General features: G+C 31.1%; 13 protein-coding genes. 3 read left to right on the forward strand and 10 right to left on the reverse strand.

Going from position 1 to position 19,633, the window contains the following annotated elements; all coding sequences use genetic code 11:
- Position 1 precedes the first annotated feature (1 nt).
- The 9 genes from ACVC3Y_RS06595 to pabB form a co-directional block, all read right to left on the reverse strand.
- Positions 2 to 448, reverse strand: coding sequence for a hypothetical protein (locus ACVC3Y_RS06595; protein WP_303424201.1), 447 nt, complete (start codon positions 446 to 448; stop codon positions 2 to 4).
- A 65-nt stretch (positions 449 to 513) separates the two neighbouring features.
- Complete coding sequence (locus tag ACVC3Y_RS06600; RefSeq protein ID WP_452226442.1) at positions 514 to 2,988, reverse strand: ATP-dependent Clp protease ATP-binding subunit; 2,475 nt, start codon at positions 2,986 to 2,988, stop codon at positions 514 to 516.
- Positions 2,989 to 3,243: 255 nt separating this feature from the next.
- Entirely contained in the window at positions 3,244 to 4,200 is a 957-nt protein-coding gene (locus ACVC3Y_RS06605) for a YheT family hydrolase (RefSeq protein ID WP_452226443.1), read from the reverse strand.
- 69 nt (positions 4,201 to 4,269) lie between these two features.
- Positions 4,270 to 8,151 carry a DUF7619 domain-containing protein gene (locus ACVC3Y_RS06610; RefSeq protein WP_452226444.1) on the reverse strand — a complete coding sequence of 1,294 codons (3,882 nt, stop codon included), beginning with the start codon at positions 8,149 to 8,151 and terminating at the stop codon, positions 4,270 to 4,272.
- Between the two features lie 46 nt (positions 8,152 to 8,197).
- Entirely contained in the window at positions 8,198 to 9,823 is a 1,626-nt protein-coding gene (ade, locus tag ACVC3Y_RS06615) for an adenine deaminase (RefSeq protein WP_452226445.1), read from the reverse strand.
- Between the two features lie 106 nt (positions 9,824 to 9,929).
- Complete coding sequence (locus tag ACVC3Y_RS06620) at positions 9,930 to 12,305, reverse strand: cytochrome c biogenesis protein CcdA (RefSeq protein ID WP_452226446.1); 2,376 nt, start codon at positions 12,303 to 12,305, stop codon at positions 9,930 to 9,932.
- A complete protein-coding gene (gene tilS / locus ACVC3Y_RS06625) occupies positions 12,305 to 13,633 on the reverse strand; it encodes a tRNA lysidine(34) synthetase TilS (RefSeq protein ID WP_452226447.1) in 1,329 nt (442 codons plus the stop codon). The genes ACVC3Y_RS06620 and tilS overlap by 1 nt, the downstream gene beginning before the upstream one ends.
- Before the next feature lie 12 nt (positions 13,634 to 13,645).
- Positions 13,646 to 13,936 carry a four helix bundle protein gene (locus ACVC3Y_RS06630; protein ID WP_452226448.1) on the reverse strand — a complete coding sequence of 97 codons (291 nt, stop codon included), beginning with the start codon at positions 13,934 to 13,936 and terminating at the stop codon, positions 13,646 to 13,648.
- A gap of 71 nt (positions 13,937 to 14,007) precedes the next feature.
- Positions 14,008 to 15,300 (reverse strand): aminodeoxychorismate synthase component I, encoded by a 1,293-nt coding sequence (gene pabB / locus ACVC3Y_RS06635; protein ID WP_452226449.1) that lies wholly within the window; start codon positions 15,298 to 15,300, stop codon positions 14,008 to 14,010.
- 80 nt (positions 15,301 to 15,380) lie between these two features.
- On the opposite strand from pabB, the gene ACVC3Y_RS06640 reads away from it, so the two are divergent.
- From ACVC3Y_RS06640 to ACVC3Y_RS06650, 3 genes are all read left to right on the forward strand, one after another.
- Positions 15,381 to 16,271 carry an aldose 1-epimerase family protein gene (locus ACVC3Y_RS06640; RefSeq protein WP_452226450.1) on the forward strand — a complete coding sequence of 297 codons (891 nt, stop codon included), beginning with the start codon at positions 15,381 to 15,383 and terminating at the stop codon, positions 16,269 to 16,271.
- A 49-nt stretch (positions 16,272 to 16,320) separates the two neighbouring features.
- Positions 16,321 to 17,676, forward strand: coding sequence for a DEAD/DEAH box helicase (locus tag ACVC3Y_RS06645; RefSeq protein ID WP_303424677.1), 1,356 nt, complete (start codon positions 16,321 to 16,323; stop codon positions 17,674 to 17,676).
- A 123-nt stretch (positions 17,677 to 17,799) separates the two neighbouring features.
- Positions 17,800 to 18,390 (forward strand): hypothetical protein, encoded by a 591-nt coding sequence (locus ACVC3Y_RS06650; protein ID WP_303424191.1) that lies wholly within the window; start codon positions 17,800 to 17,802, stop codon positions 18,388 to 18,390.
- Here ACVC3Y_RS06650 and ACVC3Y_RS06655 read toward each other — a convergent pair.
- On the reverse strand, positions 18,385 to 19,623 hold the full coding sequence (locus ACVC3Y_RS06655; protein ID WP_452226451.1) for an alpha/beta hydrolase-fold protein: 1,239 nt from the start codon (positions 19,621 to 19,623) through the stop codon (positions 18,385 to 18,387). The two genes, ACVC3Y_RS06650 and ACVC3Y_RS06655, sit on opposite strands and share 6 nt — an antisense overlap.
- Positions 19,624 to 19,633 lie beyond the last annotated feature (10 nt).

A 19,633-nucleotide genomic window follows, 5' to 3' on the forward strand; every position in this document is an offset into this window, starting at 1 on the left:
ATTATTTGCTTTCTTCAATTTCTGTTAGTAATGCTCTCATAGCTTCTAATAAAGATGCTTTTGCTTCGGGATTTTCTAAAGCTGCTTTTAAAATTTTATTTGTTTTTAATTGCTTTGCTATTTTTATATACTGATCTTTTTCTGTGTGTAGATCTTTTAAAAAGGAACTTTGTTTTGTAATGCCTTTGTCTCCAAAGTCACCTAAATTTTTAAAATTTAAATTTTCTTTTCTTCCAACACCATCGGTATCTTCAAACTCTACTTCTACTTCAGGATTGTAATGTTCAAAAACTTCTTCAATAGTTTTTAATCCAGTCACAACTTCTGGTTTTATGGGTTGATCTTGTGTTAGTTTTTCAACAAAAAGTGTTCTGTTTTGAGGTATTTCTTGTATGGCTTCATTAGCATCTGTTTTTACTTCTGTACCACCAATTCCGTAAGTATCCATATTGTTTTTGTTTGGTTAATTCTTTGATTATGATAAATATAAGCAATTTATTAATTACTATCAACTTATTTATATTGCCACTTTAATTCTTTTTTAGCATCGATATCTAGTGAAACTTTTGCTCCTTTTGTAATATCTCCAGATATAATCATTTTGGATAATGGAGAACGTAAATCTGTTCTAATGACACCTCGTAAAGGTCTTGCTCCATATTTTGGAGTGAAGCCTTTTTCGGCAAGATGTGTCATTGCTTTTTCAGATATATCTAAAGTAATTTCTTGTTTCTCTAAAGCTTTAAGTAATCCTTTTAATTGAATTTTAAAGATTTTCACTACATTTTCCTTCGTTATTGGTGAAAATGGAATGATTTCAGTTAATCTTCCTAAAAACTCTGGTCTAAAATAACTTCCCATTATTTCAAGTAAATCGTTCGATTTTGGAATGATTCCTTGATCAAAAGAGTCTACAATATGTTGACTACCAATATTGGAAGTAAATAAAATTACTGCATTCGAAAAATCACCAACTTTACCTAGTCTATCGCTTAATTTTCCTTCATCTAATATTTGTAAAAATATATCGAAAACCGAAGGGTGTGCTTTTTCTATTTCATCAAAAAGGACAATAGAATATGGTTTTTGTCTAATTTTATTTACCAATAATCCACCCTCTTCATAGCCTACATATCCTGGAGGTGCTCCATATAATAATGCTGCAGAATGTTCTTCTTTAAACTCAGACATATCAAAACGAAGTATTGCATTTTCATCTTGAAATAAAAATTCTGCTAACGATTTTGCTAGTTCTGTTTTTCCAGTTCCTGTAGGACCAGAAAAGAAGAAAGATCCTACTGGTAATCCTGGTTTACTTAAACCTGAACGTGATTCTAAAACCGCAGATGTTATTACACTAATGGCGTGATCTTGACCTATTACTCTTCGTTGTAAGACTTCTTCCATATTAAGCAGTCTTTCTTTTTCATCTGCTTGTAGTTTCCCAGTTGGAATTCCTGTTTTATTTGCTATAGTAGAAGCAACATCGTTTTTATTAATTGCAACTTTTTCTATAGAAGCGATTTCTAATAATTGCTTTAAAATATCGCCTAAAGCTTTAAAGCCTTGTTTTGGCGTTTTCACTTTTTCAAAATGATTTTCATCTCCTAACTCATCAAAAAGTAAATAACTTAATCTGTTTTTCATTAAAGCATATTCCCAGATTTGTTCTTTTAAAATGGCTTCATCTTTTAATTCTTTATTCTCTTTTAGTAGATCTAAATGTTCTTGAATACTATTAATTTCGTCTACAGATGTTTCAATCATATATTTTGCTGCAGACATCGTTCTATCTATTAAATCGATTGCAGAATCTGGTAAACTTCGTTCTTTATTATAACGTTTTGCTAATCGAATAGCCTCTTGTATAGTTTCTGAATCTATCTCTAAATCGTGATGTTCTGTATAATAAGACACCGTATTTTTAATCATTCTATAGGCTTCATCTTCATTTGGCTCTACCAATCTTACCGTTTCAAATTGACGGGCTAATCCTTCATCTACTTCAATATACTTTCTAAATGCATCATTAGTTGCAGTACCAATTACAGTGAGTTCTCCTTTGGCTAATTCCGATTTTAATAAATTCGCCAAACCTTGATTACCTTGGTTTTTATCGGTTAGATTATTTATTTCATCTACTAATAAAATGGCTTTTGGGAATTGCTTTATTTCTTCTATAACTTTTTTTAATCGGTCTTCAATTTCACCTTTATAACCTGCTCCAGAAACTAAATTAATAAAATCTAGTTCAAAAATTCTTGCACTTTTTAAATGCTCTGGTACATTATTATTTACTGCTGCATACGCCAAACCATTAAATAAAACTGTTTTACCAACTCCTGGGTCTCCTAAAATAAGTACGTTTGGTTTCGAGCGTCTTCCTAAGATTTCTGCAATCATTTTAATTTCAGATTCCCGTCCAGAAATAGCATCTAATTCATCATTACTAGCTTTTTGAGTTTTATCAATACAATACTGTGAAAGTGTTCCTGTACCAATAGAATTATTTGTATTGGAAGTTGTTCCTTTTCCTGTTGCAGTATTAGATGTACTTTCTTTAACGCCCAAGTTATCTATGATTTCATTTGGTGTTAATGAGAAGGATTTTAATTGCTCGAAAGTAAATCCAACTCCTGGAGTACACAATGCGATAAGTACACAATGCACTGTAACTTCTTCTAAACCTAATTTTAATTTAATATTATCTGCTTCATACAAAACCGACTCTACAGAGTTGTCACCAGAAGGATTTTCTGGGATTTTGGTAGTTTTGGGTAAAGACTCTAGACGTACTTCTGCCCATTCTTCTACATAGTAACCATCTTGACCAATACTTTCTAAATATGTAATCAAACCAATATTTTTATGCATTAATGCTTTTAGCAAATGAGCAGATGAATATTGTTTATGCGAATATTCTTTTGCAACGGCTTGTGCAATATGAATTGCTTCTTTTAGCATATTTGAGAAAACGTAATCTGACATAGTATATAAGTTTGTTAGTCACTCTTTAATAAAAAAAAAGAGCAAAGGTTAACATATGCAGGCTTGTTATTTAGGAAATAAGGCTAATCTAATTTAGAAATAAAAAAAGAGAAATACAACTATTTGTTTTTCAACGTTTTCAATGGTTTTTAAACGATGAATTTTGAATTATATAATAGATAAAAAAGGTGTTAATTGGATTTTTTTCGTTTTACGGAAGTATTAATTTTAAACAAAACACAGAAAATACGTCCTTTATAATTTTGCAACAAATTCTAAAGCACGAAGTTCATTATAGTAATATTTTCCTTTATGAATAAAACCAACGTGACCACCAAAATCAGGCATTTCTAAGTGCAAATTTTCGTTGTTTTTTGCTTCTTTTATAGGATAGCATTCTGGAGATAAAAACGAATCGTTTAAAGCATTTATTATTAATGTTGGCACTTGTATGTTTGGTAAAAACTGAAGGCAACTAGATTTTGTATAATAATCTTTTGCGTCTATAAAACCATGTGCTTTAGAAGTATATACTGCATCAAAATCTCTTAATAGTTTTATAGAATCCACTTCTTGTGCTGTGATTCTTTCTGGAAACTGTATTAATTTTGGTTTTAACTTATCTACCAAATGTTTTTTAAATCGGATAGCATACGGTTTGTTTTTAATCTTATGTAATTCGTTAGCAGAACCTTCTAAAAAACAAGGAACTGAAATAGCAATAGCTCCTTTAATTTGTTTCGGAATAATTCGTTCTTCTCCTAAGTATTTTAAGGAAATATTTCCGCCAAGGCTAAATCCATTGATATAAATTTCGGAATAGTTTTTAGTTTCAAGAATATGTGTTACAACTTCGTGTAAATCTTCGGTTGCGCCTGAATGGTAACTCCTGTATTTTAAGTTAGGTTCGCCACTACAACCTCTAAAATTAACACATACAGCATCGACGCCATTTTCATTAAATAGTTTTGCAGGACCAGTAACATAAGGGCGTTGCGCATTACCTTCTAAACCGTGTAAAACAATAATTAACTTTTCTGATTTCTCTTTGGCATAACTCCAATCTAAGTCCAGAAAATCTCCATCGCTAAGTGTAATACGCTCGCGTTTTTGTTCTAACTTAACTTTTCGAATAAGTCCTGAATATATGGTTGCTATATTTCCATTTCTAAAAAAAATAGAAGGCTTGTATGTGGCGTTAAGTATTGGCATAATATATATTAAAAAAAAAAATGCATCCGTTTAAAGATGCAATTTTATGTAATTATTTAAAATAGCAGTTTATTTTTTAATGATTTTTTTAACTTCATTTTGTTCTCCGGCTTGAATTTTTATAAAATAAATACCTGAAGATAAATCTGTAATATTTATTTCAACAACATTAGCATCATAGTTAATTGCCTTTAATGCTCTACCATTTACATCATAAATAGTAATGGTATCAATAACAGAATTACCAGAGATGGTTAAATGGTTATTTGCCGGATTTGGATACATTATAAAGGATACTGCTTGAAATTCTGCAATAGATAAAGCATCCACAATTTCTGTGCTAACTGTATTGGTTACAATTGCTGGATTGTAGTCAAAATAGATATTCGCATTTCCAGTAATAACATCTCCAATTACAACATTATTTTTAGGTTTTATTCTAAATGCAATAAAACCATTACTTCCAGCGTCATCATCTTGCTGTGCAGGTAAATCAATGTCGTCAAAAATAAATGCTACATGCGTAGTACCGTTAACTTGTACTCTATTCGTATGACTTGAGGCTATTGGTTCAATAGTACTCCAATCTAACTTATCATTTAATTCATCTACAATTCTAACATTAATTGCACTTGCGGTTCCTGTATTTTGAAATCGAATAATATAATCTAAATAATTTCCTGCTTCTGAAATATCAATCTCAGCACCTTGTAAAACGGTCTTATCATTAGGATCGTATGAATTTACAACTATCTGCTCTAAAGTATATACATTATCTTCGGGATTTGCATCCGTTTCATTTATAGTAATCGATGTATTAAAGACTAAAACATCATCACCATTCACCGCAGGCGGTTGCAACGTAAGCATAACTAAATCTATTTTTTTTGTTTCAAACGGTTCCAAATAATAGTTAAAAGAGATATCTCCATTCGTGTCTTGCGCATCCAAAGGGGAAATGAAATTTTGCATGGTTTCATCATATTCAAAATTTATTTCTCCATAAATGGATGTTGTCCCCATGTTTTGATACACCAATTGGTAGGCGGATTCAAAACCTGGTCGTGCTTCACTTGTAGGCAATATGTTTATTCTAACATCCTCTGTAATTTGATTTACTGTAACACAAAAATCCTGATTAATAGGCTCTCCATAGCCATCAAAAGTAATTACTGCAGGACTTGGGGAAACATGAAAAACATTTGTATCTATGTCTACTATTACTTCATGATCTCCCGTTTCTACGTAGGCTTTATAAGCTCCTTCAGAATCTGTAAAGGTTCTTACTTCATAAGCTCCTTGTTGGATACTAATTGCTCTATCATTAACGGTAATGGTATCATAAAGATTACAGCCGTTATTGTTTTGATCAAACACAAGCGTACCACTTAAAGAGTTCGTTCCATTAGTACAAGCTTCTAAAATTGCATCTCTATTTTGACATCCAACGCCATTATAATAATTAATAAAAGCGGAATTTTCTGGTATGCTTAAATAATTACAAACACTTACAATGTTACATACAGACAACAATGTATTACCACCTAAATTTATAGAAATCAACAAATTATGATCGACATTAGATAATCCAGAAATATCTGTTAACAATGGATTATTAGAAATACTAAATCGACGTAATGCTCTTAAATTTTCAATACCATCTAGAGAAACCAGATTTTCATTTCCATAAATTGTAAGCTCTCCTCCTCCTGTTGTAAAATGCATTATTTCTAAGGATTCTAACCCAGATAAATCCACCATGGAATCATTTCCATTAATCTGTAAATCTTCCACATCATAAACACTATTAAGACCTTGAAGGTTCAATAAACTAGGATTATTTAAAACACTTAAATCTTCTTCTACATACGTTAGATTATCTAATCCTGTTAAATCTAATAACGACGCATTCCCTGTAATGGCTAACCTTCCGTTTGCTTCTGTTATTAAAGATAAACCTCCAATAGCAACTAGGCTGTTATTGTTATTTATTAAAATATCTCCTCCAATATTAGATAAAGCACTTAGTCCGTTTAAATTTTGAAGCGCTCCATTTCCTTCACCTTCAAAACCTTCTATATTTAAAATACCTCCAATCGTATTTAAACCACTTAAAGCATCTACATCTAATAAGCTAGGGTTAGAAACTATATATAAATCACCAGTAATAGTATTTAAAGATTCTAGACCTGCTAAACTTGTTAATGCTAAGTTTCCATTAGAATTATAGGAGGAGTTTTCCCAAATCCCCAATCTTAAATCTCCATTTATAGTTGTTAAAGAACCGAAACCGGTAATATCTGTAAGCGCATCATTTTCATTAATAAAAAGATAATCATTTATGATAGCTACATTTTGAAAACCTGTAATTCCTTCCAACGCGCCATTTGTTAAAATTAATAATCCGTCATCAATGGTTTCTAATGCATTGAATCCTGAAATATACTGTAAAGACTCATTATATCTTAAGGCTAAACCTATATAATCTTCTCCTGTTCCATTTCCGACAGAAGTCAACATATTAAACCCAGAAATATCTGTCATGGCATGATTCACTTCAATATCTAAATGCCCGTTTATGGTTTGTAGCGCGTTGAAACCAGATAAATCAACTAAAGCTCCATTTACAGCAATGTTTAAATCTCCTCCTATTGTTTGTAGTTGTTGAAAGGGCAAACTACTCAGAGAATTATTAGTTGCATCTTGAAATGTAGTTCCAATAGTAACATCTCCTCCAATGGATTGGATATTATTAAAAGCATTTAAATGTAATAGCGCATTATTTGCATAAACAAAAAGACCTCCTCCTAAAGAAGTTAAAGCATCAAATCCATTTACATTTAAAAGCGCATCATTATAAGAAATATGCAAACCGTTTGTTAAACTTGTTAAAACTTCAAATCCTAAAAAGGTTTCTAATGCATCATTGAATCGAATAGTTAATCCACCAGCAGTCGTAAGACTCTGAAAACCTGTGAAATCGACAAAACTAGTATTTCCTTCAAAAGTAAAATATTCTCCAATAGAAGTTAATGCAGTAAAGTTGGCTAAACTATTTAATGCTGGGTTCTCTATAATTTCAAAATTTCCTGTAATAGTATGTAGCGCACTAAAACCAGAAAACGCACTAAGCAACTCATTTTCGGTAATTAAAAAATCTCCAGATATGGTATTTAAACTTTGAAATCCGGTTATATTTCCTAATGCATTATTAGAGATAATTGAAAAATCACGATCTACAGACGTAAGTCCTGAAAAACCTGAAATATCGTTTAGGCTTCCATTACCTGAAATAGTAACATCACTTGTAATCGTTTCAACGCCATTTAATCCACTTATATCATGCAATACAGCATTACCACTTATTTGCACATATTGAATTGCTGAAGTAATGGTATTAAGATTAGAAATATCACTAATGTTTGCATTACCTGATATTTGAATAAACGCGCCAACTTCTGTTAGAGCATTTAAACCGTCAACATATTCTAAATTAGCATTACTGTTAATTTGCAAAGCACCACCAATTGTTGTTAAATTAGTTAAAAAATTAATGCTAGTAATGGTATTAATTTGCTGAATTTTAAGAAAATCGCCAATTTGTGTTATATTATTGAGTGCACTAAGATCACTAAGTAAACTATTATTAACAAGGCTTAATGAACCACCAACAGAGGTAATATTATCTAATCCAGTTAAGGTTAATAAATTACTTGCTCCGCTAATAGATAAATTAGAAGTTATAGTAGTAATGGAATTCAAACCAGATAAATCTATAGTATCTGCTCCAGAAATAGCTAAAGTAAACACCTCTGTACAAGAGGGGTAGTTTGTTACAAAATCATCTACATCTTGCTGACTGGTTAGATAAATGTTACCTGTTGGACATTGGCCAAAAATTGTATAACAAGATAAAAAAATAGTAAATAAAAGAAATAATTGTTTTTTCATAATTAAGAGGCAGTAGATTTAGACCTCTAACTTACGATAAATAGATTTACACAACCACTTCTAAACTAGTAAATTTAAATTCTTTACCACTAAACAATCCTTTATCGCTTAGTTTTAAATCTGGAATTACTAATAGTGCCATAAAAGACAACGTCATATAAGGCGCATGCAATGTGCTTCCTAGTTGTTTTGCCATTTTATCCAGCGCTGCATAATCCTTACCTATAGTTTCACCATCTTGATCGCTCATAATTCCTGCTACAGGAAGTGCTACTATTTTTTCTTCGGAATCGCTTATAGCACAAATTCCACCTTTATTTTCAATGATTAGATTGACTGCTTTGCAGATCGCATCATCAGAAACACCAACGGCAATTATATTGTGGGAATCGTGACCAACAGAACTTGCAATTGCGCCTTCTTTTAATCCGAAATTTTTAATAAATGCAATTGCTGGTGCATCATTTTTATAACGATTTACAACCGTCATTTTTAGGATATCGTTTTCGGTATTAGAAACAAGATTTCCATTTTCAATAGTTGCTTGTTCAATAAGCTCATTCGTTACTAATTGCCCTTCTAAAGCTTCAATAACTCTAATTTTTTCTGCGGAAGAATTAAAACTAAAATCTTCTATTTTTTTCTTTTCCGTATTGAAATTATTTAAATTTTTAAAAGTTAAGTCTTTCACATTAACCTTTCCGTAGTCATACACTAATTCTCCATCCACATAAGTTTGAAGTGTTTTAAACTTCTTTAAATCTTCTACAACAATACAATCTGCAGCATCCCCAACTTGCAGTAAACCAACATCCAGATTATAATGCTTTACCGGATTGATACATGCGGCTTGTAATACTTGAAATACATCCATGTTTTTGGCAACTGCTCTTGCACATACTGCATTGATATGCGAAACCATTAAATCGTCTGGATGCTTATCATCACTACAAAACATCATATTTTCAAAATGCTCAGGAAGTAAATCGATTAATGCTTCAAAGTTTTTGGCAGCACTTCCTTCACGAATTAGAATTTTCATTCCTTTTTGCAGTTTTTCTAAAGCTTCATCGTAGGTAAAACATTCGTGATCTGTATAAATTCCAGCGGCTATATACTTGGTAATATCTTCTCCTATAACACCAGGAGCATGACCATCTACAGGTTTGTTATTTGCTTTTGCGTGTGCTATTTTTTTCAAGACTTCTTCATCATCAAACAAAACGCCAGGATAATTCATCATTTCTGCCAGATATTTAATATCTGGATTCTCCATTAATTTCTTAATGTCTTGAGAATCTATAATCGCTCCTGCAGATTCAAAACTAGTTGCAGGCACACAACTTGGTGCCCCAAAATTAAATTTAAAGGGCACTTTTTTTCCGTTTTCAATCATGAACTCTACTCCTGCAACTCCTAACACATTTGCTATTTCATGCGGATCAGAAACGGTAGCAACGGTTCCATGTTGTACAGCTAGTTTAGCAAACTCACTTGGTACCAGCATAGAACTTTCAATATGAATGTGTGCATCTACAAAACCTGGAAGTATGTACTGCTTATTTGTAGTTTCTTTTTCTGCTATAGACGTTATTTTTCCGTCAGTAATAGTTACTTCTCCTTTGAAAATTCTCTTGTTTAGTATATCTACTATGTTTCCTTGCAATTTCATCTTTATTCCTTTCCTCTTATTTATTGTATGTAATATTAAACAAAAAAAAGCTTCCATTAAAACGGAAGCTCTTTATTCTGAATTACTTTTTCAAGTATATGCTTGGTTATTTCTTAAAATTCGCTACACCTTTTACCAACCAATCGTAATATTCCTCAGCATTTGGTGTATATGCAGTGGTATGATTTAAAAGTTCCATATCATGGTTTAATAACACATAAAAAGGTTGCGAGTTATTCTGAAAGTTTAGCGTTTGTAAAGTTGCCCATTTATCGCCAATGGTTTTAATATTTTTAATGCTTCCGTTGTGTTTTAAGAATTGAAATTGTTCGTCTTTCTCGAGTTCTTTTCTATCATCTACATATAAAGAAATAATAATATATTCTTCATTTAGCACATTATAAATCTTGTCTTTACTCCAAACTTGCTCTTCCATTTTTCGGCAGTTTACGCAAGCCCAGCCTGTAAAATCTAACATGATTGGTTTGTTTTCTGTTTTAGCTGCAAAAATACCATTTTCTAAATCTTTGTAGCAATTTAATCCTAACGGGCAATCGGATTCTTTTTCATACAAACTATATGGTAAAGGTGGCGGAAAACCACTTAACATTTTTAAGTTTGCATGTTTTGTATTCGTTAAACCAGGAATTAAATAAATTACAAAAGCACCAACTAAAACAGCAAAAGAGATTCTACCGAAGCTTAATTTTTTAAGCGGACTATCGTGTGGAAACTTTATTTTTCCTAATAAATATAGCAATAATCCAATTCCTAAAACAATCCAAATACCTATAAACACTTCCCGTTTTAAAAGCCCCCAATGTTTCACTAAATCGGCATTCGATAGAAATTTAAAAGCCATTCCTAATTCTAAAAACCCAAGTACTACTTTGGTTGTATTTAACCAACCTCCAGATTTTGGCAATGCGTTTAACCATTTTGGAAACATAGCAAATAAGGTAAAAGGCAAAGCCAAAGCTAGTCCGAAACCAGACATTCCCATAGTTAATTGCATAGCACCACCATCACTAGTTAATGATCCAGCTAGTAAAGAACCAAGAATTGGACCTGTACAAGAAAAGGATACAATAGCAAGGGTTAATGCCATAAAGAAAATACCAATAATACCACCAACGTTAGATGCCGAATCCATTTTATTTCCCCAAGAAGCTGGTAAGGTAATTTCGTAATAGCCAAAGAAAGAAAAAGCAAAAAAGGCTAGTATTATAAAGAAAATAATATTTAGCCAAACATTGGTTGAAATGGTATTTAATATTTCTGGATTCAGCGAATCTAAAAAGTGAAAAGGAAGACTTAAAAGCACATAAATTACTAAAATAAATAATCCATAAAGCATCGCATTTGCTAATCCTTTTTGTGAGTTACTTGCGCTTTTTGTGAAAAAGGAAACCGTTAATGGAATCATAGGAAACACACAAGGTGTTAATAAAGCGATTAAACCACCCAGAAAACCAAGAATAAAAATACCAAAGTTCGATTTTTCTTTAACTTCTTCTTTTTCGTATTTTTCCCAACCTGTTACGTTTAGTTGTAGTTTATTAGAGAGTTCTTGACTTCTAGTATCAATTTCAACAATATCTACGCCATTAGTACTTCCATCTAAATTTATACTAAATGAAAATGTTTCAGGAGCAAGACACATGGTGTCATTACAAGCTTGATAGAATGCTTCCGATTCTAGAGTTTTTAGTTCTTTATTTAGCACTTTTATTTGCTGTTTAAAAACTGCTTTATTTTCAAAATAGCGAACATTCATTTGAAAAGCTTCCTCAAAAACTTCTTTTGTTTCCGATTCTTTAACGCTTCCTATTAATTGGTAATCCTTATTCTCATTAACAAAAGTAAACGCTGTAGGTATTGGTCCTAATCCAGAATCGTCTACACTTTCTTGTGAATAAAAATGCCAATCTTTTTCTATGTTCGCTTCATAACTAATCTCATAAACATCTTCCTTAACTTTAGTTACATGGGTAGTCCATTGAATAGGATCTAGAATATTTGCTTTCTCTTTAGTTAAATTAAAAGTAAGTACTTCACTTTCAAAAATACATTTTTCATCATCACAGGCTTGATAATATACTTCTGTTTCTATTTTAGTAATATTTTGACTAGAAAGTTCTATTTTTTGTGTGAAGGTTGCTTCGCCATCAAAATAGGTCAAATCCATTTGAAACACCTTATCAAACTTGGTGATACTTGGACTTTCTAATACTTTACCTATGCGTTTATAATCCTGTGTTTGTGCTATAGAATCGAATTCAAACTCTGTTGGTAAAGCACCTCCTTCTGGAAGGTGTTGCGAGTATAAATGCCAATGGTCATCAATTTCTGCATTAAAAATAAGGTTATATTCTGTATCAGAAAGTTTCTCTACAGCAGTAGACCATTTTACTGGATTTAGCTGAGAAAAAGCAGTGTTTAAGGAAAAGAAAGTTAGTAGTATTAATAAAAATTGCTTCATTATTGTACTGTAATTTTTAGTGTATTTTTTGTTTTTTCTGTGACTTTGTAACGATTATCTGCTCGTTTATTTATAACCCAAACGACATCGTCACCAGAACATAAGACCAAGGCTTTTTCTTTTTCAATTAACGAATATTTTTCGTCTTTAAAATATTTACTAAGCTTCTTTTTGCCTTGCATTCCTAAAGGGTAAAAATAGTCGCCTTTTTGCCATTTTCTAATGGTTAACGGAAATTTTAACAAATCTTTATCTATCTGTAATATCGATTTGTTGGATTCGTGGATTTGACTTGTTGTTTCAAAACTTAATACACCTAAAGATGTTTCTATTTGTTTTTCGTCTTCTTTTATTAATAAACTATCGACTGCGCTCGAAGTTACATTTAAAATTTCTGTTAGTAATAAATGCTTTCTGTCTTTTAATAATCTGTGTGTGCTAGAAAACACTTGTTTTCCAGATTGCGCTTCTAACAAATTGTAAATATCATTCCATTCTGTGAAATTAAAATCCTTCAATAATTGAAATAAATATGCTTTGGTATTCGATTGTTTTTGAAGTATATCAATATTCAATTTTATCACTGCATTTTCTACAGTTAGCACTTTATCTTCTACTTTATGTACAGCATCTTGAATAATACTTTTAGCGTCTTGTAAATTATCTTGTGTGGTTTGAAAATTTGAAAGCAATTGCGAATTCATTGCTTTTAAAATCGGAATTACATCCTGACGCAACTTATTTCTTAGGTATTTGGTAGATGCATTACTGCTATCTTCTCGCCATTTAAAATTATTTTCTTTTGCAAAATTTTCGATCTCTTCTCTTGTAAATTTTAATAAAGGTCTAACGATATTTTCATTTACTTCTGGAATTCCTGTAAGTCCGTCTAAACCTGTTCCTCTGGTAAGGTTTATTAAAAACGTTTCCAGATTATCATCTGCATGATGTGCTGTTAAAATATAATCAAAATGCAATTGCTCACTTAATTCTTGAAACCAATTGTAGCGTAATTCTCTTGCTGCCATTTGTGTTGAAAGTTTGTTTGTTTTGGCATAACTTTCCGTTTCAAAACTTTCAATAAAAACTTCTACATCTAAATCTTCTGCTAGTTGCATTACAAAATCTTGATCTGCATCGCTTTCTTTTCCGCGTAAATTAAAATTGCAATGTGCGAGTGAAAAATGAAGCTTTGCTTGATGGCATAAATGGGTTAAAATTACAGAGTCTATTCCGCCAGAAATGGTAATTAGGAGTTTGCTCTCGTTAAGGAAAGGCAGGTTTTGATGTATATGTTTTTGGAATGTATTTAAAAGCTTAATAGGCATAAGTTTAGTTTGCTATTTTTTGATTAAGGAATTAAGCATTTTTCCAATTTGCAGTGATAAGTCATTAATTACATTTAAATCATCTAACTTAAAAAAACTTAAATGGTTTGCAATTTGTAATTGGGTTTGCATTTCGAATAGCGAACCTCTTGCAATATTTGAAGAAATAGAGATAGAACTTCTTTTTATTTGAGAGGTTAATCCAAACTTTTCATCCTCAGGAAAATTATTAAGCAATTTATAAATTAGCGTTCCGATATCTACCGCTTTTTGCCAAACAATTAAATCTCTATAACTTTTCATTTAACAAAAATACTCAATTAACTTTTTACTTATCCATTTTGCCTTTTTTACTTTTGTCTTTTGCTTAAAAACTAATTTTCCAACACCTCACGCATTGCCTTTGCTTTTACCAAACATTCTTCATACTCATTTAGAGGTTTACTCTTTGCGGTAATTGCTCCACCAACGGAATACGAAACATATTTATTGGTTGCATTGTATAAAATACTACGAATTACCACGTTAAAATCGAAATTTCCCTTTGGTGAAAAGTAACCAACTGCTCCAGAATACAATCCACGTTTTGTTTCTTCTAAATCTTCTATTATTTGCATTGCTGAAACTTTTGGAGCTCCTGTCATGCTTCCCATTGGAAAAGTGGTTTCTATAATATCTACAGGATGTGTTGTTTTTTTTACTTTAGAAACGACAGTAGAAATCATTTGATGTACTTGGGCAAACGAATATATTTTACACAACTCCTTTACTTTTACACTTCCTTTTTTAGCCGTTTTAGATAAGTCGTTACGCACTAAATCTACAATCATTATATTTTCGCTACGTTCTTTATCGTCGTGTTTTAATTCGTATTTTAAAGCCTGATCTTCATTGCGATTTACACTACGTTTTGCTGTGCCTTTTATTGGCTGTGAAATCACTGTATTTCCTTTCTTTTTAATGTAGCGTTCTGGTGAAGCCGAAAGCAAGTATTTATCATTTAGTTTTAAAAATGTAGCAAATGGAGCTTTAGAAATAGTATTGAGTTTGTTGTAGGTTTCTAGTGGATATATTGCGGTTTCTTCTGCATAAAATTCTTGACAAAAATTTGCTTCATAAATATCTCCTCTATGTATATGACCTAGCATTTTATCTAGTTTTTTAAAGTACTCATCTTTATGGATTCTTAGTTTGATTTTGATATTATTTGGTAGATTGCTTCGTCTTTTCTCCTTGCAATCACAAATTGCTTTTAAATCATCATCCAACTCATCATCTACCGCCTTTAAATATTTAATTTTTACAGTATTCCCTCGTATTAAGAAGATTTTTTTAGGTTGAAAAAAATATAAATCTGGAAACTGTAATCCATCAAAATTAGCAGACTTTAATTTCTCTACATCGTTTTTAAGATCGTAGGTTAGGTATCCAAAAACCCAATCGTTTGTACTTGTTTGATATTCTTTTAGTTTCGCAAAACCATTGGTATAATCGGTTTGTATACTTGTAAAAGCATCTACTGCTAAAACAGCATCGTAACTTGTGTATTTGGAGGAATGTTTATTAGAATCTAACCAAACGACATCATCAAACTGCTGACTCCAAAGCAACAACTGTTGTTTAAAGGCATCTATAGATCTTGGTGTATGTGTAGTTGTTGTTCTCAATAAAAAAAAATTACGTGTAAAGTTAATGAGAATAGTTAAAAAATAATATCTTTTCGGAATTAGATTAAATCCTTTTTTAAATGTATCAGATATCCAACGAGTTAGTGAAGATTGCAATTCAAAAAAGTGGTGTAGAACTTTGCGAAATTTCTTCCATAAAAAATGACACACAATTTATGTGGCATGCAGATCCAAATATTTGGGGAAGCTTTGCTCCTAATCTATTTCCAATAATTGGCGGTTTAAAAAACAATGAATACCTTTTTGAAAACATAACCTACCACATGCCTAAACATGGCTTTATTAGAAACAATGAAGCGTTAGAATTAATTAAAGAAACGAAAAACAGCCTAACATTTCAGTTAAAATATAATGTCGATTTATTAAAAATTTATCCTTTTAAATTTATTTATGAAATAACATTCGCATTAGAAAATAATATAATACATGTTCATCATGAAGTTAAAAATATAGATGAAAAAGCTATTTATTTCTGTCTTGGAGGACATCCAGCTTTTAAATGTCCTGTATATCAGGATGAAAAATACACCGATTACTCATTAATATTTGCACACAATGAAACTTCAAAAACTTATGTATTAAATACAGAAAACGGACTACTAACAAACAAAACAAAATCTGTTTTTAAGCCCTCAAACACGATAGCATTAGATTACCATTTATTTAATGAGGATGCGCTAATCTTTAAAGATTTAACATCTAAAAAAGTAAGCTTACACAGTAAAAAAAGAGGCGATATTTTAACCGTAAGCTATGCAGATTTTCCACATTTAGGCATTTGGGCTAAACCAAATGCAGACTATGTTTGTATAGAACCATGGATTGGTTATGCAGATGAAGAAACCACAAATCAAAACATAATTAGCAAACCTAGTATTATTCAGCTAAATACAAATAGTAATTTTAAAGCCTCCTATTCTATAGAAATACATAAACCGCATTTAGTGTAATAAATATATAAGTAGTAGCTTTGCAGCTTATAACAAAAACATGAGTACTATTACTTTTCAAGATCTTAACTTAAACACACCATTATATAACGCTTTAGACGATTTAGGATTTACAACACCTACTCCTATTCAAGCAGAAGCATTTAATGTAGTTGCTAGTGGAAAAGACATGGTTGGTATTGCCCAAACAGGAACAGGTAAAACCTTTGCCTATATGCTACCAATTTTAAAAAACCTGCCTTTTTCTAAACAAGAAAATCCAAGAATTTTAGTTTTAGTCCCGACTAGAGAATTGGTGGTGCAAGTGGTTGATGAAATTGAAAAACTTAGTAAATACATAAATAATCGTGTGCTTGGTGTATATGGTGGCACCAATATAAACACACAAAAAAGAGCTATTGCTGAAGGAATAGACATACTAGTAGCAACACCTGGAAGAATGTACGATTTAGCATTATCCAGAGTTTTACAACTAAAATCGATACAGAAATTAGTGATTGATGAAGTCGATGTGATGCTAGATCTTGGTTTTAGACATCAGCTAATTAATATTTTTGATATTCTACCAGAGAAAAGACAAAACATCATGTTTTCTGCAACAATGACACAAGATGTAAGTGAACTTATTAATGATTTCTTTATTCAACCAGAACGTGTTTCTATTGCAATTTCTGGTACTCCTTTAGATAATATTGCACAAACAAAATATACAGTTCCTAACTTTCACACCAAACTTAATTTATTAAAACATTTGCTTCAAGATACAGTAGCATTTAATAAAGTTTTAATATTTGTGGCATATAAAAAGATGGCAGATCGTTTATTTGAAGCTTTAGACGAAGAGTTTCATGAAGAACTTTGTGTGATTCACTCTAATAAAACACAAAACTACAGACTGCGAAGTATTGAGCAATTTAGAGAAGGTTTTAACAGAATTTTGGTTGCTACAGATGTTATGGCTCGTGGTTTGGATATAGATAATGTAAGTCACGTAATTAATTTTGACACACCAGATTTTGCCGAAAATTACATGCACAGAATTGGTAGAACTGGTCGTGCAGAACGCGAGGGACAATCTATTATTTTTTCTACTGAAAAAGAGCAAGAATCTATAGAAAATATAGAAAACTTGATGCAAATGGAAATTCCTTTAGTTGCAATTCCTGAAGAAGTCGTTATTTCTGATGAATTAATTGAAGAAGAAAGACCTCAAATAAAAGAGCGCAATAATCCACATAAAAGACCTAAAGACGAAGATGCTCCTGGTCCTGCTTTTCATGAAAAATCAGAAAAAAATTCTAAAGAAAACTTAGGAGGTTCTTATAAATTTAAAATTGCTGCTAAATATAAAAAGCCAAAAACGCGAGGCGATAAAAATTATAATAAGCGCAATAAGAGGAAATAATTTTTAGCCAAAATAAAGATGTACATGTATTAGGACACATGCATCTTATCGAAAATTACTCTATTTCAGAATAAAAAAAATATTTTTTCGTTAGTTTTATTGAAGTACTCTAAAAAACGGACGATGTCTACTGCTATTTTCAACTTACTACCCAATCTTAAACCATTTCATCATGACACGCATTATGACGATTTATTTTTAAATCAGTCATGGGTTCTTGTAAATGGCATCGACAAAAAGAAAGCGGTTTATATTTTTAAAGATGAAAATACGTTGCATATTTCACAAAACGAAACCACTACAGAAACTTCTTGGTGTATTGAGGTGAAAAACACTTTTTCTATTGTAACCGAAGATGGAAAAACTACAGTAAAAGCATATTTTAAAGATGATGATATTTTAGTGTTAAACAGAATACAAACCGACGATTGTGCTGTTTTTATTAATGAAGGAAGTTATTCTGAAAAACTAAACACTTTTGAAGATGTACAACAATTTCTTCATAATAAATACAAAGAAAAAGCGACTAGTTTAATAGCAGAACATGAGTTTTATTATATAGAAAGATCGGAAGAATTTGGACCTTTTACCGTAGAACAACTTGCCGAAAAAGTAAATAATAAAAGCATAAGCATCTATTGTTTTGTTAGAGATGTAAATGAATATAATTACAATAAACGCTTACGCATTAGAGATTTAATTAAAGAGTTATAATTTTTTAGCATTTAGGGATTCTATTCTTTTTTTATGATAATCGCTTCCACTAATTTCAAAAGCTTTTGTGGCTAGTTCTATTGCTTTATTATAATCTTTTTGTGTTTCGTAATATTCAGAAAAAGAATCATAAGCATTAGCACTATTAGGAAAATATTTAACAGCAAACTCAAAGTACATTTTTGCTTTTTCAATTTGATTCATTTCCATATTCATATAACCAGACATGTTTAAAAGATCTTCTGGATAAGGAGCTTCAAAATACCCGAAATTATTTTTAAGCTTATTTTCTCTATGTTTTATAATACTATACAGTTCTTCCTTTGGTGTATCAAATGAATTTATTCTATCTGTGTCTTCCATCTGAAACCATTCAAAAACAGAAATCAAACCATCTTTTATTGATGGAAGCGGAATAGTACCATGCAAATCATTAGGATAAAACTGCCATTTATGAAACAGTTTACTTTGCTTTGCTTCTTTAATGCTATTAGATAGTAATATATTAGAACGTGCAAAAGCAGTATAATCGGTAGTATCTTGCATGACATTATCAATTGTAATTTCAGAATTTTGCATGTGTAGTTGACCACCTAATGACATATATAAGGCTTTGCCTTCAAAACTATTTGTTGCAAGAGCTTCTTCAGTTTGTTTTACTATTTTTTGATTATCCCAATCTAAACTTGGATCGATTGCTAAATAATTTGCAAATAATTCTGGTTTATTAATTAAAGAATATACTGTAAATAAGCCGCCATAGGAATGGCCAATTAAAGTTCTATAATTGCTAACTGGGTACTTATTTTCTATAAAAGGAATAAGCTCTTCACTTATAAATTTCAAGAAATTATCTGCCTCACCATTTTCTTCATTATAAGGCATACCACGTCTAAAACTAATTTTTGAAATGGTTAAATCTCTTGTTCTATTCTCTGCATTAGAAATACCAATCAATACCATTTCTGGCATAAAACCACCACTGTAATATTCTAGCACATTACGAACTGTTGGTAAAAATACGTCACCATCAATAATATATGCTACAGGATATTTTCTAGTTGTATCAGAAATATAACTTTCTGGTATTTGCACATAAATAGACCTAGTTTCATTTAATATTTTAGAATGTATACTATCTAGTGTACTGCCTTGAAATATAAATCTGCTTTCTTGAGCATTTGCTGCAAGATGACTCATAATAAAGAAAATTATTAATAAAATTGTTCGCATTTTGATTGAT

The sequence above is a fragment of the Lacinutrix cladophorae genome (assembly GCF_053604645.1).